Annotated in this window: 11 protein-coding genes; 2 read left to right on the top strand and 9 right to left on the bottom strand. The window is 59.3% G+C overall.

The window, feature by feature from the left end; genetic code table 11:
- Positions 1 to 16: 16 nt before the first annotated feature.
- From I6L58_RS18170 to tssB, 9 genes are all read right to left on the bottom strand, one after another.
- Positions 17 to 391: a putative T6SS immunity periplasmic lipoprotein gene (locus I6L58_RS18170; protein ID WP_088209463.1), complete on the bottom strand. Its 375-nt coding sequence runs from the start codon at positions 389 to 391 to the stop codon at positions 17 to 19.
- A gap of 89 nt (positions 392 to 480) precedes the next feature.
- A complete protein-coding gene (locus tag I6L58_RS18165; protein WP_006178102.1) occupies positions 481 to 1,053 on the bottom strand; it encodes a hypothetical protein in 573 nt (190 codons plus the stop codon).
- Positions 1,050 to 3,689 (bottom strand): type VI secretion system ATPase TssH, encoded by a 2,640-nt coding sequence (tssH, locus tag I6L58_RS18160; RefSeq protein ID WP_217060239.1) that lies wholly within the window; start codon positions 3,687 to 3,689, stop codon positions 1,050 to 1,052. Before tssH ends, I6L58_RS18165 begins: the two co-directional genes overlap by 4 nt.
- A gap of 352 nt (positions 3,690 to 4,041) precedes the next feature.
- On the bottom strand, positions 4,042 to 4,533 hold the full coding sequence (hcp, locus tag I6L58_RS18155) for a type VI secretion system effector Hcp (protein WP_006178104.1): 492 nt from the start codon (positions 4,531 to 4,533) through the stop codon (positions 4,042 to 4,044).
- A 1-nt stretch (position 4,534) separates the two neighbouring features.
- Complete coding sequence (locus tag I6L58_RS18150) at positions 4,535 to 6,256, bottom strand: OmpA family protein (protein WP_088209521.1); 1,722 nt, start codon at positions 6,254 to 6,256, stop codon at positions 4,535 to 4,537.
- Positions 6,257 to 6,259: 3 nt separating this feature from the next.
- On the bottom strand, positions 6,260 to 6,913 hold the full coding sequence (tssL, locus tag I6L58_RS18145) for a type VI secretion system protein TssL, short form (RefSeq protein ID WP_006178106.1): 654 nt from the start codon (positions 6,911 to 6,913) through the stop codon (positions 6,260 to 6,262).
- On the bottom strand, positions 6,910 to 8,250 hold the full coding sequence (gene tssK / locus I6L58_RS18140; protein ID WP_088209522.1) for a type VI secretion system baseplate subunit TssK: 1,341 nt from the start codon (positions 8,248 to 8,250) through the stop codon (positions 6,910 to 6,912). The genes tssL and tssK overlap by 4 nt, the downstream gene beginning before the upstream one ends.
- 13 nt (positions 8,251 to 8,263) lie before the next feature.
- On the bottom strand, positions 8,264 to 9,799 hold the full coding sequence (gene tssC, locus I6L58_RS18135; protein ID WP_102892058.1) for a type VI secretion system contractile sheath large subunit: 1,536 nt from the start codon (positions 9,797 to 9,799) through the stop codon (positions 8,264 to 8,266).
- Between the two features lie 42 nt (positions 9,800 to 9,841).
- Positions 9,842 to 10,333: a type VI secretion system contractile sheath small subunit gene (gene tssB / locus I6L58_RS18130; protein WP_006178109.1), complete on the bottom strand. Its 492-nt coding sequence runs from the start codon at positions 10,331 to 10,333 to the stop codon at positions 9,842 to 9,844.
- A gap of 862 nt (positions 10,334 to 11,195) precedes the next feature.
- Here tssB and I6L58_RS18125 point away from each other — a divergent pair.
- Entirely contained in the window at positions 11,196 to 11,552 is a 357-nt protein-coding gene (locus tag I6L58_RS18125) for a hypothetical protein (protein ID WP_088208675.1), read from the top strand.
- Positions 11,553 to 12,242: 690 nt separating this feature from the next.
- Positions 12,243 to 24,275 carry a BapA/Bap/LapF family large adhesin gene (locus tag I6L58_RS18120; RefSeq protein WP_088208674.1) on the top strand — a complete coding sequence of 4,011 codons (12,033 nt, stop codon included), beginning with the start codon at positions 12,243 to 12,245 and terminating at the stop codon, positions 24,273 to 24,275.
- Positions 24,276 to 24,285 lie beyond the last annotated feature (10 nt).

Here is a 24,285-nt window from a genome sequence, read left to right as displayed (position 1 = left end):
AGTTCAGGATCTGTTTTTATTGTGGGGATAATTCACCATATGGACGCGCAATCTCCCTGTCAGTTAGTTGCAGGTTATAAGCACGCTTGTTTTTCATGCCGACCCCGACAACTATCTTTCTGGCGACCCTGTCATCTTTATTAGTGTTGGAAACCAGAAGATATTCGACGATGAACTCCCCATCGTCTGCAAAGCGATAAAAAGAGGGGGATATACATAAACGGCCGTCGCTAATAATAAGCGCTGGATTAAATATGAATTTCTTATCCTTCGGTGGCGTCCCTCGTAAATTTATCGCGATATCGTAAAGTCGGTAGCCATTTGAAGAAGCAATGGAGAAACAAACATCATCCCCGGAGGAGTACACGCTCGCGGTTTCATCAAACTGCATCCTGTCTCCTGGGCCTGGGCATCCCATCAGGAGGAGTGAACCTCCCACTAGCAGGGCACAACGGTACCAGGTGCGAATACGATTTCTCATTACCATGGGAACCCCCTCAGACAGTGTTTATATTTCTCTCTGATAATTACTTCAGGGATATTATCATCGCAGGTGATTACCGGTTCTTTTCCTTGACGCAAGCGGTTCCATAAATAATATCCGCAACTGTCCAGTACAAAGTGGTCGGCAATAATCTGGGCCTGCTGCTCCATGGGATATTCGCTTAACAGCCTGCCATCCAGGGTATATCGGTAACTTACCAGCCAACTGCCCAGGCCCCGGGCAATAACATTCATCCCATGGCCGCGTTGCCAGACATGACTCATCTCATGGATAAAAAGGTGCTGGAAATCGTCTACCGATTGGGAAAAATCTTTATGGTATAACGGTAGCCGAAAATAGATCTCTCCATTCGGAGACATTGCCGTATGGTTATCCTGAAGACCAAAAGGCAGATAGCTGTCGCAGTGGATCCAAACTTTGTTATAGGGAATTGTGGACATGAAGACGGATTTTGCCAGTTTGATTTCTCCTGGCGTCAGTAACCGTAACGTCCCTTCCTTTTTATTCCCCTTTTTTTCGTCCTTTTTTGTATCATGGATAGTCATCATTCACCTGCCTGCTGCAACTCAATGACTATCCCCTCTTCCTCATCCCAGCCGAGGGTAAGATGCTCCGGCTTCTGCCCCGCCGCCATGTGCGTCAGCAGTTGCTGGCTCAGCACCGGCAGTATCTGCTGGTTCAGCAGGCTGTCGATGTTGCGCGCCCCGGTGTCCGGCAGCAGGCAGGCACCGGTCAGCGCGTCCAGCAGACCGTCGGCAATGACGGTTTTCATGCCGTAGTGGCGCGCCAGGCGTTTGCTCACCTGGTTCAGCTTCATCCCGACGATGGTGCGCATGGCCGGTTGTGTCAGCGGGCGGTAAATCACCGTCTGGAAGCGCGCCAGCAGCGCGGGCTGGAAGTGGTCGCGCAGGATGGGGCGCAGCAGTTCGTGCAGGTCCCCGTCGCTGGCCTCCGGCTGTTCCTCCAGCATCTGCATCAGGTGGTCGCTGCCGAGGTTCGAGGTCATCAGGATGACCGTGTTGCGAAAGTCGATTTCACGCCCCTCGCCGTCGCGCATGAAGCCCCGGTCAAACACCTGGTAGAACAGGTTCATCACGTCCCGGTGCGCTTTCTCGACCTCATCAAGCAGCACCACACTGTACGGGCGTTTCCTGACGGCTTCGGTAAGAATGCCGCCCTGGCCGTAGCCCACATAACCCGGCGGGGAGCCCTTGAGCTGGCTGACGGTGTGCGGCTCCTGGTACTCGGAGAGGTTGATGGTTATCAGCGATTTCTCACCGCCGAACAGCTCGTCAGCCAGCGCCAGCGCGGTCTCGGTCTTGCCGGTGCCGCTGGTCCCGGTCAGCAGGAACACGCCCTGCGGGCCGTTCTCCGGCGCGAGGCCGGTTTTGGCGGCGCGCAGGCGCTGTGCGATGGCGTTCAGCGCCGCGTCCTGGCCCACCACGCGCCGGGCCAGGTTATCCTCAAGGCTCAGCAGCCCCGTCTGCTCGTCCTTCATTAACGAGGAGAGCGGGACCCCGGTCCAGTCGGCAATCACCGTTGCCACCGTCCGGGCGTCCACGTCCAGGCCCAGCAGCGGGCTGCCCTGCTGCACGCCGGTGAGCTGCTGCTGCAGGTCCGCGATGTCCGCCTGGCGGGAGATGTCCTGGCGGCATTCCGAGAGCTGTTTTGTGAGGTTCAGCTCTTCCCCGTACCGGGCTTCCAGGGCACCGAGGTCGCGGGTGATGCGGCTCTCCTCCTGCTCAATCGCCGCCAGACGTTCGCCGGACAGGGGGCTGCCCATGGCGGTATCTTCCAGCAGCGCCTGCTTCTCCATATCCAGCGCCGTGAGCTGCGCCTTCATCCGGGTCAGCGGCTCCGGAACGGTGTCGAGGCTCATGCGCACACGCGCCGAGGCGGTGTCGAGCAGGTCCACCGCCTTGTCCGGCAGCTGGCGGCCCGTGAGGTAGCGTCTTGAGAGGGTGACGGCGGCGCGGACCGCCTCATCCGTGATGTGCACCCCGTGGTGCTGCGCGTAGCGGGATTTCAGCCCCCTGAGCATCAGGCAGGCGGTGTCGTCGTCCGGCTCGTCGACCTTCACCATCTGGAAGCGGCGCTCCAGCGCGGCGTCGCGCTCGAAGTACTGCTTGTACTCGCTCCAGGTGGTGGCGGCGATGGTCCTGAGCTCCCCGCGCGCCAGCGCGGGCTTGAGCAGGTTGGCCGCATCCGCGCCGCCCGCCTGGTTGCCCGCCCCGATGATGGTGTGGGCCTCGTCAATGAAAAGGAGAACGGGCAGCGGGGACTGCTGCACCGCCTCAATGATGTTTTTCAGGCGCTGCTCGAACTCCCCCTTCACGCCCGCCCCCGCCTGCAGCAGGCCGAGGTCGAGGGTGCGCACGGCGACGGGTTTCAGGCTCTCCGGGACGTTGCCTCCGGCAATGCGCAGCGCCAGCCCCTCCACCAGGGCGGTCTTGCCGACACCCGGCTCGCCGACCAGAATCGGGTTGTTCTTGCGCCGGCGTGAGAGGATGTCCACCATCTGGCGGATTTCATTGTCGCGGCCGAACACCGGGTCGATTTTACCGTCGCGGGCACGGGCGGTGACGTCGAGGGTGAACCTGTCCAGGGCGTTCTGCAGCGCCGGACTGAGCTCCCCTTCTTTTATATCCGCATTCACCGGGCGGCCCACAAATTCAACCTCATCACTTTTGGTTAATTCCTCTTCCTGCTGCACCTCCTCCCGCTCGTCGGACTGCGTATCCAGCAGCCCGCGCAGGCGCGCAAGCTGGCTCTGCCCGGTGGTGGTCAGCGGCCACAGGCCGTCGCAGCGCAGGAGCGACGGCTTTTCCACCACCGCCATCAGCAGGTGCTGGCTGCGGATATGCGTCTCCCCCGCCAGCGAGGCGTGCAGCCACGCGTTCTGCATCAGGGTCTGCAAACCGTCCGAGAGCTGCGGGCGGCTGCGCACCGAACGCGGAAGTGTCTCCAGGAATGCCAGCAGGTCCTGCCATATCGCCTCCATGTCCCACTCGTAGCGGCGGGCAATCACCGTGATGTCCCCCTCGCCCTGCTCCAGCAGCTTCAGCAGCCAGTGCTCGGGCAGGATTTCCGCATGCGCCCGGGTCTGACACAGGGAGGCGGCTCCTTCCATTGCACGGGCGCAGTAAGGGTTAAGACGACGTAGCAGGATGGCTGGATTTTCCATGAGATTCTCTCTTTGTCAGTTCCGGGCACGCTACCGCCCCTCGCTGTTGACTTACCAAAGCGCATCAGGTCAGGCAGGCAGATTGTGTGTTCTTTGCTGAGCGCCCGCGGGGCAGGCGCTCAGCAAAAACGGCGGACAGGGGCCCCTGTCCGCAAAGACGATTACCCTAAATCATTCGTGTCGCAGGACAAGGCACTTGTGCCTTGAACAGCGCCTGCGCTGGCCCCATAAGGGGCGAGGCCGCAGGCCGAGTAACGCGGCAAGTTCGCGAATCCCCGGGAGCATAGATAACTATGTGACCGGGGTGAGCGAACGCAGCCAACGCACCTGCGGCGCGAAGGATGACGGGTAATTAGGCAGTCGTGCGTTCGTTCCACGAGTCAGAATGAATGATGTTGCCGTCTTTATAGGTCCAGGTGATTTTCTCGTAGCGCAGCTCAATCTGTTCCAGATGGTTGTGCTTCTCGAACGCCGGGTCCTTGATGTCGTGCATTTTTGGCGCAACCTTCACCAGCTTCACGTTTTCCAGTTTTGTGTTGAAGTACTCCACTTCCTGGCCCGCGTCGTTGATTTTGTACCATTTGAATTCAGCCGATTTCAGGGTCTGGCCGGTGGTCACCGCCTTGTACAGGTACGGGCTGGAGGAGTCGATTTCCTTGGTGAACAGGAACGGCGTGTGGATACGCGTGCCGGTCAGCTTGCCGGTGTTGTTGTCGGTCGGGATGTACAGGTTATGCTCCTGCGCCACCACTTCGATACTGCCCTCGCGGTCCTTAACGTCCACGGACCCTTTGATGTCCGCGCCGCCGTCGTCCTTGAGCCACAGATAAACAGGAATTGCCATGTTATTTCTCCATTTCATTTTTTAATGCGCCATCATCCTGCGATGGCGCACGGGTGTTGCCCGGCGTCTGGCAGGCGTTCGCCTGCGGCACCAGGCTGATTTCGACACGGCGGTTCAGCGCCCGGCCTTCCGGCGTGTCATTGGTTGCGACAGGCCGGCTTTCGCCGTAGCCCTGCACCGCAAAACAGCTTTCCGGCACATCGCCGGTGTCACGCATCCAGTCGCGCACCGATTCCGCGCGCTTAAGGGAAAGCACCTGGTTGGATTTGTCGTCGCCGGTGCTGTCGGTATGGCCCGCCACCACGATGAGCCAGCCGGGCTTCGCCTTAATGCCCACCAGCGAGTTGACCAGCAGCTTCGTGGAACCGGGCTTCAGCGCCCACCTGCCGGTGTCGAACAGCGACATGCTGTCGAGGCGGATCGTCTGCGGTCCCTGCACGATCTGCTTGATGATCGGACGAGGCGGAGGTGGCGGCGTCCAGTCGTTTATGGCTGCCTCCACTGGCGGGATCAGACGCATCCCCTGATACAGCCCCAGACCGTAGCGCAGCGGCTCGCCGCGACGCAGCCAGTCATCAAGCAGGCGGCTGTCGGCGCGAAGACGCTGCTGAGCCTGCAGTTTTGGCTCAGGCGGCGTACCGCTAAGGCGGTGATAGACGGCAAGGTGATCGCCGACGCTGCGGACCAGCCGCTGGTTGTTAATAAAGGAAGCCAGCATCGCCAGCGCGAGGAAAAGAAAACAGACGCCCCCAGCCAGACGTATATCCTGCATCCGGCGACTGACACCCTGGCGGCGCGGCAGATACGGAAGAAGGACATCCGGGAGAGAGAGCATTTCCGACACGGGCGCACTGTCCGGGGCGAGCGTGGTGATCTCCCCTATTTGCTGCTGCCAGAGATTATCCGCAACGGCAGAGACCGGCGTCAGGCTGACACCGCAGGCGCAGAGTTTCAGGGCCGGAAGTTCTGCCTGTCGGGTACTCAGCGGCGGGTTAATATGACGCTCCGTCAACGCAAGCACGCTGTCCAGCCAGAGCGCGTGGTAGAGCCGGGAAACGTGACCGGTGGCCTCACGCTGCCAGTCCTCAACCGGAAGCGGAACATGGCTACTCTGACGCACCCGCACACCCGGCAGGTCCGGCGTCACGGTAAACCAGCGCTCCTCTTGCGGGCATTCGCCGTCCGGCGGCGTTACCCAGACTGTGCTCCAGACCGGCGGCAGGCCATTCAGCCACGCGCGGCACAGCGCAATGCTTCGCCGCCATCCGCGCAGGGACTGCGCCAGCCCCTCTTCTGAATGATGCTGCTCCGGCACGACCGCCAGCAGTACCGAAACCTGGGGTATCAGGTCAGGACGGGCGTTCGCCAGATGCTGGGCCAGCAACGGCAGTTGCTCAGCATTCTCTACCCGCAGATACCAGCCCTGGCGCGTTTCCCGATGCGCCAGACCCTGCGAAAACAGCGATGCGGTATCGCCACAGACGAATACCACTGCCCCCTGAAATCCCTCCGGCGGCAGACTGCTCTCTTCGCGCTGCTCACGGGCCGCAGATACACGGCGAAACCGTCGCCACTGCCGCCACAGCACCGCGCCGCCCGTCAGTAAAATACACAGGCAGAGGGCAAACCGACTCCCGCCGGAAAGCGGCCAGAAACCCAGGACCAGCCACAGCGCCAGTACAGTGGCGAGCATCGTCAGTACTACCCGGGATAATTCACGCATCCCTTATCCCTGCCCTGCAATTTGTGACACCATCTGCGCCAGTACTGAGGAAAAGGTGAACCACAGCGCCACCAGCACCACAAAACCTGCCGCCCAGCCCAGCCAGTACAGCCTGCGTCCACTGCGCAGTCCTGGTGCCTTGACCACCACAGGCGAATCCTGCGTCAGGGTAAAGGGCGGTACATGCTCGCTGAGCGCACGGATCACGTCCTCGCGCCGCTCGTCATTTTGCGCACGGTATTCGCCGACAAAACCGAGCTGTAACGTCCGGTACAGGCAGGTCAGTACCGCAACATCCGGCGCGGGTTCCCGCAGGATGAGGCGGATGCGCTCCCACAGCTCTTCACCCGCGTTCAGGGTGCTAAAAAACCGGGCCTGCAACGGATCTTTACGCCACCTGCGGTAGCCATCATCCTGCCTGTCACGGTTGAGCACGCTCTCATCCAGCAAGGCGCAGTAGGCATATAACATCCGGTCACAGCTCAGCTCGCTGAAGCCCGCCTGGGTCAGAGACTCGCGGGCGTCCTTCACCCACCGGCAGGCGCGGCGGTAAAGCGCCTCGCCGTCCTGTATCTCATGGCCACTTCGCAACTGGCTGACCATCAGCCAGCCTGGATAAAACGTTTGGTTAATCAGGTCTATATCCGGGGTATTCATGAGCGCAGCACCGCAAAGAGTTCAAGTTTCACGTCACCCAGCGATTGCGGCGTGTAGAAGGTGCAGTTTCCTGCTTCCAGCATGGCGCGGGCCGCATCGGTGGACAGGTCAAGCGCAAAGTACTGGTTCTCCAGACGCAGCGGGATAGCCGCAGGGACATGGCTCAGCGGTTTAATGACCATGCCGCTCAGGGCGATATTGACCACCTCAGACACATCGTCATGGCTACCTGCTTTACACAGCTGCGGGAAGCGGGTCTGCAGTTCGTGGTTTGGCATGGAAGAACGCACGGAGAGATAGAAATCCGCGCCTTCGCGCAGCCGCGCATCGTGCAGTTTTCCGCGCCAGATTTCCTGGTCCTCACCCTGTTCCAGCGCAATGGCGATAACCCGCGACGGCAGGCTGGCCTCCAGAAGATGGTCCAGAAGGGTAAACAGCGGCGGAAACACTCGCTCCGGCGTGTCGTGCCGGTAAGGAGGTATATCGTCGGCGTTGTGCTCGAGAGAAAACGTCAACAGGCTGCCGGCAAGCCGTGCCAGCTCCCGATACAGCAGTTCAGGGTGGCGTGTCGGCGTCTGGTGTAACTCAGTCAGCACGGGCTCGGCGCTGTTCAGGGCATTAAGCAGCCAGAACAGGGAAACGTCCGCCACGGCGAAATCCGCCATCCGCTCATTGCTTTCACGTCGCATCGACATCAGACGCTTACGTCTTGCTGACAGGCGGTGCAGGAGATCCCTGAGTTCCCCCGTCAGTACGGGGCTGGCCTCCAGCGACAGTAGCGGTGGGATAAATTCGGCATCCCGGACCCACTGCCCCTGCGTATTGCGGGTAAGCCTCGCCACCGGGCAGGTCAGGTACGCGCTGTTTTCCTGAGTGGACAGCCGCAACGACAGCGCATGACGCAGTACCGCCAGATCGCTACGTTCATGACCGGCAAGCTCCTGAACCGTCACCCGCTCAGACATCCAGCGACGAGGACGGGCGCTGTCGCGCCCGTCATCCAGATTACCGCCGTTCGCGCTGAGCAGTGGCAGGCACAGCAGCACCTCCACACTCTCTTGCCCCACTGCAGACACATCACATACCGGCGGCAGGTTATCCGCCAGATCCGTGTCCACCAACGTTCCGTCGGCAAAACGTACCGCCAGACGCGTGGCATTGAGGCGGGAGAGCGACAGTGCGCTGTCGTCAAACTCAGCGCACAGCACACCCCAGGGATGCGCCAGCGCCATTCGCGCGACGTTATCAGCAACGTGCGCATCCCAGCGGGCCTGCTGCTGGAACTGTTGCGGGGCGAGAAACGCCCCGTCACTCCATAACGGACGATAAATTTTCATCCCTGCTACCGCCTTACGCTTTCGCTTTCGGCATCTGGCTGACCAGAGACAGGTTCACGTCCATCCCTTCCACCTGGAAGTGCGGCACCGCATACAGACGCACGCGGAAGAAGCCCGGGTTGTCCTCGATGTCTTCCACCACCACCTTCGCATCGCGCAGCGGATGGGATGCCTGCAGTTCGTCGCCCGGATCGGTCATTTCGGTCACCAGACCCCGCACCCAGGTGTTTAACTCCAGCTCCAGCAGGCGGCGATCCTTGGTGGTGCCGATGTTTTCACGCTGGATCAGCTTCAGGTAGTGGGCAATGCGCGACAGCAGGAAGATGTACGGCAGACGCGCGTTGATGCGGCTGTTGGCGGTCGCATCGGCGGTGTCGTACAGCGCCGGTTTCTGGGCGGAGTTCGCCGAGAAGAAGCAGGCGTAATCGCGGTTCTTGTAGTAGGACAGCGGAATGAAACCCAGGTTGGCGAACTCGAACTCGCGGGTTTCCGGGATCATCACCTCTGACGGGATTTTCACCTGGTTACCGGTGCCGAGATCATACAGGTGGATAGGCAGATCTTTCACCGCGCCGCCCGCCTGCGGGCCACGAATTTGCACGCACCAGCCGTTGTTGATGAAGCTCTTCACCATATTGGAGGCGAAGGAGAACGCCGCGCTGGTCCACAGGTATTTCTCGTGATCCGGGCCCTTCACCTGCTCAACGTAGTTGAAGCTGCGCACCGGCACGGTGTCCGGACCATACGGCAGGCGGCCCAGCACGCGCGGCATCACCAGCCCGATGTAGCGGGAATCGTCGGTGTCGCGGAAGGATTTCCACTTGATGTATTCGGCGCGGTCGAAGTAGTTGCCGATATCCTTAATCGCGGCCACCTCTTCCATGGAGTCTTTCAGGAAGAATGCCGGGCCGACGGAGCCGATAAACGGCATGTGTGCCGCGGCGGAGACTTTGGAGATGTTGCGCAGCAGCGCGATGTCCTGCGGGCTGGCGTCGAACTCGTAAGAGGAGATCACCGAACCGATCGGCTCGCCGCCCGGGGTGTCGTACTCGGCGGTGTAGGTGTGCCAGTACAGGCCGCTCTGGACCAGCTCCGGCGCATCCTCGAAGTCCTGACGCAGATCGTCTTTTGAGACGTCCAGGATTTCGGTTTTCACGTTCTGGCGATAATCCGTGTTGTCGACCAGTTGCTGCAGGCCGCGCCACAGGGATTCCACCTTCTGGAACGCTTCATGGTGCATTACCGCGTCCAGCTGGCGGCTGATCTGATAGTCCAGTTCAGCGATGTGATGGTCAATCAGCGTCTTGTCGAGCTTTTCAACCTGCTGACCCGATTTACGAATGCAGTCCATAAAGACCTGCATCGCCGCGGTCAGACGTTCACCCGCCGGGGCGTCAGACAGGGCAGCATCGTCCAGAAAGGCGTTGATATCCCCCAGGCTGGACGCCGGGGCCAGGTTGATTTTTTCAAACAGGGAGGCGTAAACGCCATCTTTCTCAAGAACCGTGGTTTGCCCCTGTGCCGGGCTTGTTTCAGTATTAACAGACATCAGCATTCTCTCTTTTAATCCATTAAAAAACGTGCACGCAGCTTATTTCGGGGCAAGCGCGCTCATTTCGTCGCGTAATTCCCGGGACAGCGCCGGGTCTTTAAGAATTTTCTCGAGTTCTTTTCTGAAAGTGGCGTTATCAAGAAGATTGGATTTAAGGTCGCGTAATAAATTACGCATTGCCAGCATGGCGCGAAGCTGAGGGATCTGGCGGGCAACCTGCTCTGGTTCGAAGTCTTTCATATCGGAGAAACGTAATTTGACGTTCTCTTCTGAACCGTCTCCAGCCAGCGTATTACGGACAGTCAGATTAACCTCTGGAGAAAATTCTGAGAGCACACTGTTGAAGTTATTCTTGTTGACGTTGATTTTTTCGCGTTCAGATAATGGACGGGACTCTTTGCCATTACTGAAATCACCAACGGTAAGGAGTTTAAGGGGCAGTTCGACTTTCTTTTGCGCGCCCCCGGTGTGTAAAGCTAACTTTAAATTAATGCGTGCCTTAGGCACTTCATTCTGGAACGTATCAGCCATAGCAGTCCCTTTCCTTAAGGAATGATTGTTAAACGAACGACGTTTCTTTACACAGCAATACTAGAACAAATAACTACCCAAGATCAACTTGGCAGATCGATGATCTTCAATAGGATATTTCTTAAGAATTTTCCACTAAATGTAAACAAGAAGTCATGCTTTCATAGCATTAAATACAAGAAACATTGACTACTTTTTTACATAAATGCCGAATTAATAGCCACAAATGAGACAAAGAGTAGACAAATAAAGAATATCGTCTTTTTTATTGATTTAAATCAATACGGAATCTCAATCCCAGCAACATCAATACTTAACAAAGATTTTAAAGAAAGTAATAATCACCAGATTCTGAAGTATGGCGCTACTCTAAAACAGTCCAATAATGGACTATAATCGGGTTTAAAATACCGTCTATCCCGGCTAATAGATACTTTTAAAAAAACACATTTCATCCATCAATGATTGATTCGCCAGACTAATATTCTTTATTTATATTTCAAAAGAGAGGAGATACCCGTACCTCTAGCCATTTATCGGGCTGCGATGAGGTGCTGGGTTCGATTATAAAGGTTTATTGATTGCAGCTTGGCAAAGCAGGATAAAAAAATCTGCATATGCCTGTTCTTCTCTTTCAACATTATTTCTCAGATGAATAATTCTCAATAAAAATGAAAAATTCCGATTGATGGTATTTATCCACTTTCGCTCAGGATAGCCATTCCCAGCCCCCTCCCCTGCCCTCAGGATCCACTTGCGCGATCGGGGTCTTGATCTCATTACAGTTTTTTCCTAGAGCCACACCGTTTCGTCTGTGTCACCCTTAATCACGCTCACAACCGAAACGTTAGATGAGGATATTATGAAAAAAACAATTATTGCACTTTCTGCCATTCTGCTGGCTTCCCCTGTTTTAGCGGCAACTACACATGCAACAGATGATACCGTAGCGGCCGCCCATGCTAACGCTAACGACGCGAAGCAAAAGCTGCATGAAGAGCAGGACAAGGGTGAAGAGCTGAAGCTGAAGCAACAGCATGCCGCTGAAGGTAAGGGTGACAGCGTCGGCAGCAAGGTAAGCGAAGATTCGCAGAAAGCCTGGCACAAAACCAAAGAAGGTACCGAGAAAGGGTGGGATGCCACTAAAGAAGGGACCGAGAAAGGCTGGAATAAAACCAAACAAGGTGCCAGCGACTTAGAAAAGAAAGTCACTGAATAATTCTCTGTGAACTTAAAAGGCCGCGCCAGCGGCCTTTTTTATTTCTGCGAATAAACTTTCCGTTTTTATGCTTTATTTCTTAACGCTTAAATTTTCGTCCATAGCAGAAGATACAGTATGCACAGGAATATATTTAAAAAATGCGAACACACATAATATATCCTATAGCAGATAAGTTTACCCTAACTTAAATATTAATTAAGCACCCATACAACATAGAACTGTGTTAAATAATCCCTGGAAAATTTGCGCCGAAAAACACAGATGGAGAATCACACAACTCATTGTTTTACACAGATAAAAAACCCACAAATAAATAGCGTGTTTTTTATTAGCCGTAAATCATTTAATTTCCCCTTCATTGTTTCTCGATAGCTTTACAGAAGCTTAATTTGCATATTAATGCGTTTGTAGCTATATCATTTTTACACCTAAATATTTATTTCCTTTATTAATAACAGGGTTTTGCCTATTACAGGAAATTAATCACGCAACGTAATCTGTTCTAAATAAATAGTTTCATTCTGATGTTGCCACTTTTCACGCTGGCGGGCATCGATCGCGCCGAAAAAAGTACGGTAAGCGCTGATTAAACATCAGCAGCTTTGCCGGGGGCGCGCTTGTCCCTCCACAAAGAGATGGCCATGTCTTATTTGCCGTCCATGACAACTCTTCTGGAGTAATAACAATATGAGCCAAATCTCTGTTATCTCAAAACTTACCGGCGTGGAAACAACAATGGAGGGATCTCAGGTTACGCTGAGTCATTCCTCGATCGTGGAGCTTCATGTCGAGCGAGCCGATATTGCCAACTACGCGCGCAACGGGAACGATTTGGTCATTTCCCTTCACTCCGGCGAAGTGATTACCCTCAAGAATTTTTACGTCGCGGATGCGCAAGGCGTGAGCCAGCTGGTGCTTTCCGAGAGCGACGGCGCGCTGTGGTGGATAGAAGATCCTACCGGGGCTGCCACGTATGAATCCATTGCGTCGACAGACGTATTGCTTGCCGCCTCGGGGAGCGAAACCGGTGGCGCAGCCGTCTGGCCCTGGGTGCTGGGCGGGTTAGCCGCTGCTGGCGGGGTGGCTATCGCGGCAAGTAGCGGTGGTGGTGGCGGCGGAGATGACGATAATAATTCAAATCCCGGTAACCCGGGCAACCCCGGAAACCCAAACAATCCGGATACCACGCCGCCTGATGCACCGACCGGCCTACAGATTTCAGGCGATGGCAAAACGGTGACGGGCAGAGCCGAACCCGGCAGTACCATCACCTTGAAAGACAGCGAAGGTAACCTGATCGGCACGGGTAAAACCAACAGCGATGGCACCTTCACCATTGAGCTTGGCACACCGCTCACGAATGGGCAGCAAATTGTTGCGACGGCAACCGATCCCTCCGGAAATGTCAGCCAGGAGGCGCACGCCACCGCCCCGGACACCACCGCGCCGGACGCCCCTGAGATTGTGCTGGTCAATGACAACGTTGGCTCTGACGCTGGCCCCGTCGGCAACGGCAAGCCGACCAACGATGCAACCCCTACGCTAAGCGGCATTGGTGAGGCGGGTGCGACCATCACCGTTTACGATAACGGCAAAGCCATTGGCACCACGAAGGTGGATGCCGAAGGAAAATGGAGCTTTACGCCCGCAACCGCGCTGGCAGAAGGCAGCCATACTCTTACGGCCACGGCGACAGATGCAGCCGGAAATACCAGCCCCGCCTCGACAAACGTCTCGTTCATCGTAGACACCCTGGCACCTCAGGCCCCCGTCATTACCGGCGTGACCGATGATGTCTCCCCCAATACCGGCGCTGTGGGTAACGGCGGCAGCACCAACGATCAGCGTCCGACCCTGACCGGTACCGCCGAAGCTAATTCCACCGTCACCATTTACGATAAAGGGATCGCTATTGGCACCGTGAAGGCGGATGGCAGCGGCAAATGGACATTTACCCCAGACATTACGCTGGGTGAAGGCAGCCATCAGTTCACCGTCAAAGCCACCGATGCCGCCGGAAACACCGGTGCGGCATCCGGCGCGTACACGGTGATCGTAGACAGCGTCGCCCCAACGGTGCCCGTTTTAAGCAGCGTGACGGACGATGTGGGCACCCTCAAAGGCCCGCTCACCAGCGGGCAGGTGACCGATGACGCCCGTCCGACGTTCAACGGGACAGGCGAAGCCGGGACCATCATTTCCGTCTATGACAAAGGTGTCTACCTGGGTCAAACGACCGTTTCTTCTAACGGAACATGGGCCTTCACGCCGTCGGCCGATCTCGCTGAGGGGTCGCATCAGATAACCGTGCGTTCCACCGACGCGGCGGGTAACACCACGGCTGCGGGCGGAAGTTTTACCTTCACCGTCGACGTCACGCCACCCGCCACGCCGGTGGCCGTCATTGTCAATGACACCAGCGGCAGCATCGTGGGGGCGGTCGAGAACGGCGGGCTAACGGATGAAACGCGCCCACGACTGAGCGGTACAGGTACCGCGGGCGACACCATTACCATCTACGATAACGGCCAGCCTATTGCCACCGTTCCCGTCAGCGCGAACGGAACCTGGAGCTACACGCCAACGGGCGCTCTGGCTGAAGGGCCGCACGCCATCACCGTGCGGGAAACCGACCCGGCGGGCAACCAGAGCCAGCCGTCACAGCCGATCAACTTTGTGGTTGATACCACCCCGCCCGAACCGCCTCAGGTCGAGCCGATGGCCGATACCGGGATCTTCGTGACCGGCATAGCGGAAGCGGGCAGCACGGTCTTTATCTATGACGGCACCACGTTAATTGGACAGGGGATCGCCGGCACGGACGGACGCTATTCCGTTCGCGTGACGCCAGCGCAAACCGATGGCAAAACGCTGACCGCCGTCGCCGAAGATGCCGCCGGTAACCTCGGCAACGCCACGACCTTCACCGCCAGTAATTCCGGCTTCCCGGACACGCCAGTGATCATCCGCGTGGATAACGATAATGGAGACGACCCCGTCTCCGTCGGTTTCGGTCAGGCGACAAATGATAACACCCCGCTGATTAGCGGGACGTCGGCACCGAATGCCACTATCACCCTCTATGACAATGGCGTTCTGCTTGGCACCGCGCAGGCGAATGGCAGCGGTGAGTGGAGCTTCCCTTCACCAATCCTGCTCGATAACACGCACGTGATAACCGCAACGGCCACCACGCCAGCGGGCACCAGCGGTGATTCAATCTCCTTTACCGTGATTATCGATACCGTTCCTCCCGTTGCGCCTGACGATGTTGACGTTGTGGCGAACGGGACTCAGGTCACCGGCAGCGCCGAAGCGGGCAGCACCATCACCGTAAAAGATGCTAACGGCGTGACGATAGGCACGGGCGTCGCCGGAAACGATGGCAGCTTCACGGTGTCCATCACCCCGGCACAAAAAAATGGCGAAACCCTGAACGTTACCGCGACAGACAAAGCAGGTAACGGAAGTCTCGCCACCCCGGTTGAAGCCCCGGACAGCACGGCCCCGAACAGCCCAACCGGTGTGGTCGTTGCGCCTGACGGAGGAAGTATTTCAGGTAGCGCTGAACCAGGCAGTACCGTGACCATTAAAGATCCAGACGGCACGACGGTCGGCGAAGGCCCTGTCGGCCAGGATGGTACATTCACCATTCCATTAAGCCCGGCGCAAAATAATGGCGAAGTGCTCGACGTAACGGCCACAGACGGTACCGGCAATATCAGCACGCCGGCGCAAACCACAGCCCCGGATACCACGGCACCTGATGCACCGTCGGGTCTGACCGTTAGCCCGGATGGCACCACCCTGACCGGTACAGCAGAGCCAGGCACCACGGTGACGGTGAAACAGGGCACCACCACCATCGGCACTGGCCCGGTTGATGATGCGGGTAACTTCACGGTCACCCTTAATCCGCCGCAGAAAAATGGCGAAACCCTCGACGTTAGCGCCAAGGATCCTACCGGTAATATCGGCGATTCCACCCCGGTCAACGCACCGGATGTTACTCCGCCAGCGGTGCCGGTGATTGTCTCCGTGGAGGATAACGTTGAAGCGAATACGGGCCTGCTCGGCAATGGCGTGACCACCAATGACAACACCCCGCTGCTTCGTGGAACCGGCGAGGCTGGATCGACGCTCTCGATCTTCGATAACGGCAGGCTTGTCGATACGGTCCAGGTCGACGGAACCGGAAACTGGAGCTTCACGCCACCGGCGCTGGCCGAGGGCGGGCACATCTTTACCGTTTCAGCAGCCGATACGGCCGGGAACAGCAGCGGCTTGTCCAACAGCTGGAGCATCACGGTAGACACCCAACTGCCTGCCGCACCGGTGGTCAGCAGCGTGGTGGACGACGTCGAAGGCGTGACCGGGGCGCTGACCAGCGGTCAACAGACTAACGATAACCGCCCAACGCTCAACGGCTCCGGCGAGCCGGGTGCGACCATCACCATTCTCCTCGATGGTAATCCGCTCGGGACCGCAGTGGTGGGGCAGAACGGCGCATGGGTCTTTACGCCGCCTGCCGACATTCCTGATGGCAATTATGTCCTGACAACGGTTGCCACCGATGCTGCCGGGAACCAAAGCCCGGCCTCCCCAGGCTTTAACCTGAACATTTTCACCGACGCACCGTCGGTACCGGTGATCGAGTCGATTACCGACGACGTTGGGCCAGTGACTGGCGGCCTGACTGACGGCGCAGTCACTGACGATTCTTCGCCTCTGCTGCAGGGGACCACCGATCCGGGCACCACCATTACCGTCTTCGACGGGGCGAACCCTATCGGTACTGCAACAGTGAACGGCACTGGCCAGTGGACCTTCACACCATCCTCTCCCCTGCCCGACGGCACACATTCGCTGACCGTCGTCGCCACCAACAGCGCGGGGACAACGACCACCTCGGATCCAATCGTTATCCGGGTGGATACGCTGGCCCCGGATACGCCGGACGCCCCTGCCGTCACGGTGAATCCGGACGGTTCAGAGGTTACGCTCGGTTCAGGCGATATTACCCGTGATACCAACCCGGTGCTGTCTGGTACCGGCACCGAAGGCGATACCATCACCATTTATAACGGGAACGAAGCTCTCGGCACCGTGGTGATCCCGCCGGGCGGCGTCTGGACCTGGACCCCGCCGGGTGGGTTAGACGATGGCACATATAACCTGACGCTGACCGTCACCGCGAAGGACGGGGCCGGTAACGAAAGCGCGCCGTCACAACCGGTTTCGATAACCATTGACACCGAAGCACCGGATGCACCAACTCCGCCAACCGTCGTTGATAACGTCAACGAGGTGACGGGGCCAGTCACCGCAGGGGACAGCATCAACGATCCGCGTCCGGTCCTGAGCGGAACCGGCACGCCAAACGATGTCATCACCATCTTCGACAGCGTGAACGGCGGTGCAACCCAGCAGATTGGGGTGGTCACCGTCGGGGCGGACGGCAACTGGACGTGGCGTCCTGACACGCCGCTGGGCAATGCGCAGCATGCGATCACCACCACCGCCACCGATGAAGCCGGTAACGTCTCTGTTCCGTCTTCGGATATCACCTTTACCGTGGATACCACGCCACCCGTCACGCCGGTCATTACCGATGTCGCAGGCGTTGCTACCGGGGGAGCAACCGATGATGCCACCCCAACCCTCTCCGGGACGGGCACCACCGGCGATCAGGTGATTATTTACAATAACGGCATCGAAATCGCGCGCGTGGTCGTTAACGCTGGCGTCTGGACATACACGCCAGACACCGCATTGCCAAACGGCACGCTGAACCTCACCGCTTCATCGATTGATGCGGCGGGCAACGTCAGCGGCACCAGCCCGGTCTACAGCGTGACGATCGATACCGTTGCGCCAACGACACCGCTGGTGGATAGCGTTTCCGACAGTAATCTGGTCGGCGGCGTTCACTACACTCAGGATACGACACCGACGCTGAGCGGGACCGGTGAACCGGGTGCGACCATCACGGTCAGCATCGACAATACGCCATCGACCATCACCGCCGTGGTTCAGCCGGACGGCACCTGGACATGGTCACCCGACCCTGCGCTGGCGGATAACACCTCTCACACTCTCGTGGTCACCTCCACCGATGCGGCAGGCAACCTATCGGGATCGACCACCGTTACCCTCAACGTGGACAATCTGCCGCCGAGCGCGCCTGCCGACCTGGCGCTGACGGAGCAAGGCACGCCGCTTACCGGTACGGGTGATGCCGGTTCAACCATCACTGTCCGCGATGGCACCACCGTTATCGGCACCGGGGTTGTGGGGCAAGACGGGACCTTCTCTATCGCCCTGACGCCTGCGCAAACCAACCCAACCACGCTGGAGGTCACGGCCACCGACCTCGCCGGTAACGTAAGCGCTGAAACGCCGTTCACCGTCGTCGACGTGCCGGACCTGCCGGCTGTCCCGGTGATCGCCACCCTGATAGACAATGAAGGCCCGGTCACGGGCGATGTGAAAGGCAGAAGCTCGGATGACACCACGCCAACCCTGAACGGCACCGCCGTCGCCGGGAGTACCGTCACCCTTTATCTCGATGGTGTGTTACTGGACACCGTGGTCGCAGACGCCACGACCGGCGCGTGGAGCTACACCCCGACCACGGGACTGACGGAAGGATTACACCGCTTCGAGGTCACCGCGACGGTGGACGGGCAAACCAGCGGCCTCTCTCCGGCTGCGACGGTCACCATCGATACCACCGCGCCTGCGGCACCGACCATCGGTGCCGTAACGGATGATGTGGGGCCGGGAACCGGGCCACTCACCACCGGCCAGGCCACCAACGACGATCGTCCAACCCTCAGCGGTACCGCGACGCCTGGCGACACCCTTTCGGTTTACGATAACGGCAACCTGCTTGGCACCGTCGTGGTGGGCGCAACCGGCGCGTGGAGCTTTACGCCACCGTCTGCGCTCAGCAACGACACCCACTCTCTCACCGTGCGCGCCACGGATCCGGCGGGTAATCAGGGGCCAGACTCCGCTCCGTTTGTGGTTATTGTCGATACCGTGTCGACGACGCCGGTCATTACGGGCGCGGAGGATAACGTCGGGACGGTCGTCAACGTGCCGAGCGGCGGCACGACGAACGATGCCACGCCGTTGCTCTCGGGAACCGCCGAAGCGAACAGCACCATTGCCATTTTCGAAGGCGGCACGCAGATTGGCACCGTACTGGCCAACGCCAGCGGCGCATGGAGCTTTACGCCAACGTCACCGCTGACGGACGGAACCCACACCTTTAACGTCACGGCCACCGACCCACTGGGCAACGTCAGCTCATCATCGAATCAGTACACCGTTATCGTCGACACCGTAGTGCCCGATACGCCTGTGCTGACCGCCGTCACGGATAACGTTCCCGGCGGCGTGAATGGCGCGCTGACGTCAGGCCAGGTCACGAACGACAGCACCCCAACCCTGACCGGCACGGGAAATAACGGGGACACGATCCATATTCTCGATAACGGCACGGAAATCGCCACCGTGCAGGTGGGCAGCGACGGCACCTGGACATGGACGCCAGACACCGCCCTGCCGGAGGGGCCGCACAGCATTCGCATCAACGCCAGCGATGCCGCAGGCAACGTTTCGGCAAATACACCGGCCTTTGTTCTGACGGTGGATACCGCGCCGCCGGTTGCGCCAACCCTTACCAGCGTGCTGGATGATATTGGCCCGGGCACCGGTGCGTTAGTCACCGGCTCTACCACCAACGACACCCAACCGACCCTGAACGGCACCGGGGAAATTGGTTCCACCATCCATATCTTTGATAACAACGTCGAGATTGGTACCGCCGTGGTGAACGCCTCCGGCACGTGGACCTTTACCCCCACCACGCCGCTTGGCGAAGGGCCGCACGTTCTGGGCCTGACGGCGACCGATCCGGCGGGCAATACCAGCACCGGCACCACCCTGTTTAACCTGACGGTCGATACCCTGGTCCCTAACGCGCCGGTGCTCAACACCGTCACCGACGATCAGCTGCCGTCGACCGGTACCCTGACCAACGGCCAGGCAACCAACGATCCTCAGCCGACGCTCGCCGGAACTGCGGAAGCCAACGCGGTTATTCGCATCTACGATAACGGCGTGGAGATCGCCCAGACCCGCGCGGATGAGACCGGTAACTGGACCTTTTCACCCACGCTGGCCAACGGCAGCCACACGCTGACGCTGACGGCAACCGATGCCGCGGGCAACCTCAGCCAGCCGTCGACCGGATTCACGGTGGTAGTGGATACCGTTGCGCCTGTCGCACCGATTATCAGCCAGGGCGTTGACGATGTCGGCACCCTGACCGGCACCTTCGGCAGCGGACAAGTCACCGACGACACGCTGCCGGTGCTCAACGGAACCAGCGAAGCCAACGCCGTGGTGCATCTGTTTGAGAACGGCATACAGATCGGCCAGACCACCGCCGGGGCGGACGGCTCCTGGACGATTCAGCTCACGACGGCGCTGACCACCGGCCCGCATACCATTACCGCAACAGCGACCGATGCGGCGGGCAACGTCAGCACGCCGTCGGGGGACTTTGTCATTAACATCGACACTACCCCGCCAGCCGTGCCTGTTGTCACCTCGGTGGTGGACGACGTGGGCGCGACGGTTAACCTGACCAACGGCCAGGTGACCAACGATGCCCTGCCGACCCTCAACGGCACCGCAGAGGCCGGCGCAACGGTGAACATCTACGATGGAACCACCCTGCTGGGCAGCGTGGTCGCCACCGGCGGAAACTGGAGCTTTACCCCGACCACCGCGCTGGGGGACGGCTCTCACACCCTGACCGTCACCGCGACCGACGCAGCGGGTAATGTCAGTGCGCCAACCACCGGCTTTGTTATCGTCGTGGATGCCTCCGCGCCAGCCGCGCCGGTCATCAGTTCCATCGTGGACGATGTTGGCACCGTAACCGGGGCCATTACCGGCGGTAACCCGACCAACGACACCCGTCCGACGCTCAACGGCACCGCTGAAGCCAACGCAACGGTGCGGATCTACGATGGCACCACGCTGGTTGGCACCGTCACCGCCGATGCCAACGGCAACTGGACGCTGCCGCAGACCAGCACCACGCTGACCGAAGGCCAGCACAACTTTACCGCCACGGCGACCGATGCCGCAGGCAATACCAGCGCGGCATCACCTGTCACCTCGATCACCGTTGATGTGACACCGCCAGCACTGCCTGTCGGACTGGCTGTTATTACTAACGGTACACACGTAACGGGCACCGCCGAAGCGGGCAGCACCGTCACCATCACCACCAGCACCGGGACGGTACTGGGTACGGCGACGGCGGATGGCAGCGGCAACTTTAACGTGACCATTGCTCCGGCACAGACCGGGGGCGAAACGCTGCTGGCGTTTGCCACCGATAAAGCGGGTAACGCCGGTGCCAACGTCTCGGTTACGGCGCCGTTCACCACCCTGCCGAACGCGCCGGTGATCGCGACCATTAACGATAACGTCGGTACCGTGACCGGCAATCTGACCAACGGCAAAACCACCGATGACACCACCCCGACCCTGAGCGGGACGGCGCAGCCTAACGCTACCGTCACCCTGTATAACAACGGCGTGGCGATGGGGACCGTGGTTGCCGACGGTGCCGGGAACTGGACGTTCACCACCCCGGCGCTGAGCGAAGGCTCCCACGCCTTTACCGCCTCGGCATCCAACGCGACGGGCACCGGTCCGATATCTGGCGCCACAACGGTGATTGTCGACGTTACCGCGCCGACTCAGCCTACCGGCACCTTTAATACGGACGGCAGCGTGTTGACCGGCAACGCCGAAGCGGGCAGCACCGTGACCATTCGTCTGGCGGATAATTCGACGGTCACGACTACTGCCGACAGCAACGGGAACTTTACCTATACCTTCCTGAATAAGCAGACGGAAGGCCAGACGCTGCAAATTACCGCCACCGATGCCGCGGGCAACGTCTCCCCGATCGGTTCAGCGCTTGCGCCGGTCGTACCGCTGTCGGCCAGCACTAACGTCGAAGAGCTGGAGTTGAGCACCACGGCCACGGTGACGAACGCGCAGTACAACGACTATGGCTTCCTGCTGGTGGGCGCACTGGGCAACGCGCTGACGCTGCTCGGCAATGACACTGCGCAGGTTGGCTTTACGGTGGGAAGCGGCGGCAGCGCGGATATCTCCGTCAATGCCAACGCCACCGGCGCGGTGCTGTCACTGCTCAACACCCTTGAGCTGGTGGTGCAGCGTTTCGATAGCGTGAATAATACCTGGACCACGGTGGTGGATACCGGACAGCCGCAGTTCGCAGACCTGCTGACACTAGGCGCAACCGGCGTCTCCCTGAACCTGGCCGGGCTTGCCAACGGTCAGTATCGCGTGCTGAGCTACAACACCAACCTGCTGGCGACCGGCTCCTACACCAGTATTGATGTGGCGGTGAAAGAGACCAGCGCAGGCACCGTGACCGGGGAAACCAGCCTCGGCGGGAACGTGATTCTCGATACGGATCCTACAGCCGGCAGCGATAACGCCCCGGCGGGAACCACGGTCAGCGCGGTCACTAACTCTCAGGGCGACACGGTCAACGTCACGGCGAACGGCACCGTCATTCAGGGCCTCTACGGTACGTTAACCATCAACCTTGACGGGACCTACACCTACAACCTGACCAATACCAGCGCCTCGGTGATTGGCCGGACGGAGAACTTCACCTACACCATCACCCATAACGGTGCCAGCGCCTCGGCGAATCTGGTGCTGTCCCTGGGTGCAGGCACCACCGCGAACAGCATTGTGGCCGTCGATAACACGGCGTCGCTGACCTACGACACCACCGTGCATGAGATCAATAACGGTACTTCGTCGCAGGGCGGCTTTACCGTGGTGGGGATTAATCTTGGCAATACGCTCGGCCTGAACCTGCTGGATGACCTGAGCAATCCGATCATCTACAGCGTTGAGGAAGGCACCACCCGTACCATGACCATCCAGGCCTCTGTTGGCGGCGTGGCGCTGGCCTCGGTGTTTGACCTGTATGTCTACAAGTTCAACGATGCGACCCAGACGTTTGAGCAGATGCGCGTTCAGCCGGGCTGGCTGCGTGCGCCGCTGCTGGGTGGAACCTCGTCCCAGCTGACGCTGAACCTGCCGTCCGGAGAGTATCTGTTCCTGCTGAATACCGCCGCGGGGATCACGGCGCTGACGGGCTATACGCTTAACGTGCTGGAAGACCACGTCTACAGCGTCTCAAGCGTGGGCACCAGCACCACCGGTAACGTGCTCGCAGACGACATTGCCCCATCCGGCACCGTCGTGTCTGACGTGAACGGCGTCGCGGTGAACAACAGCGGCGTAACCAGCATTGTCGGGGAGTACGGCACGCTGACCATCAACGCATCCGGGCAGTACACCTACACCCTGAAAACGGGCGTCGGTGCAGACCATATCGACACCCCGGATACCTTTGTTTACACCATTACCGCACCTGGCGGCGCGAAGGATACGGCGTCGCTGAACATCACGCCAACCGCCCGGGCGATGGACGCGGTGAACGATGTCAGCCAGGTTCTGGATGTCACCTCGGTGCACCATACCTCGGCCTACTCGGACACCACGGTGGGCACGGCGAGCTGGAACGCCGCCCTGCTGGCCCCAACGTCGGGCAGCGGCAGCGGGACCTTCGTGGTCGATGCCAATACCGCGCTGCATAACGTGGTGCTGCACTTCAACGTCGCCTCGCTGCTGACGCTGGGCGGGCTGACCGTGAACTGGACGATCTCCCAGGGGGGCACCACTCTGCGGACCGGATCGTTCGGCGGCGGGCTGCTGCTGGGAGGCAATGCGGATATCGCCGTGACCGGTCTGGATCTTAACGCGGGCACCTACACCCTGAGCTATACGGGGAGCATGCCAGCACTTGGGCTGGGCGGCGTCACCATCACCCCGAGCGTCACCGGGACCACCTACTCCCTGAGCCAGTTCGACGCCACCAGCGGGCACACCGTCAACGGTAATATCTTTGACGGTACGGATTCCGCCGGGGCAATGGATCAGCTGCACTCAGTGGATACCCGCCTGAGCGTGACGGGCTACAACGGCGTAACCACCACGCTGGATCCGTACACCGGCAGCGCCACCGTCAACGTCGTCGGTCACTACGGCACGCTGGCGATTGCGGCGGACGGCCATTACACCTACACCCTCAACGCCGGGGTGTCGCTCTCCACCATCACCTCGAAGGAGGTCTTTAACTACACCCTGACCGATGCGGCCGGTAAGACGGACAGCGCCACGCTGACCATCAACATGGCACCGCAGTTCATCAGCTCTGAGCATAACGACGTCATCACCGGTACGGCTTACGGCGATACGCTGATTTATCAGGTGCTGAACAACACGGTGGGCAACGCCACGGCGGGTAACGTCAACAGCACGGCGGGCGATCACTGGACCAACTTCTCACTGGCGCAGGGAGACAAGATCGATATCGGCGATCTGCTGGTGGGCTGGAACGGCAGTGCCTCTACCCTGGGTAACTACCTGCATGTCACTAATAGTAATGGCAATACTGTGATCTCCATCGACCGTGATGGTGCAGGGGGCACCTACACTAATACCACGCTCGTTACGCTGGACAACGTTCAGACCACCTACGACGAGTTGGTAAACCAGCAACACATCATTACCTGATAGCACCTGC

Origin of the sequence: Enterobacter cancerogenus (genome assembly GCF_019047785.1) — a bacterium.
Lineage (GTDB): Bacteria > Pseudomonadota > Gammaproteobacteria > Enterobacterales > Enterobacteriaceae > Enterobacter > Enterobacter cancerogenus.
The sequence above is the reverse complement of the archived record's forward strand: the minus strand, read 5'-3'. Positions and strand labels throughout refer to the sequence as shown.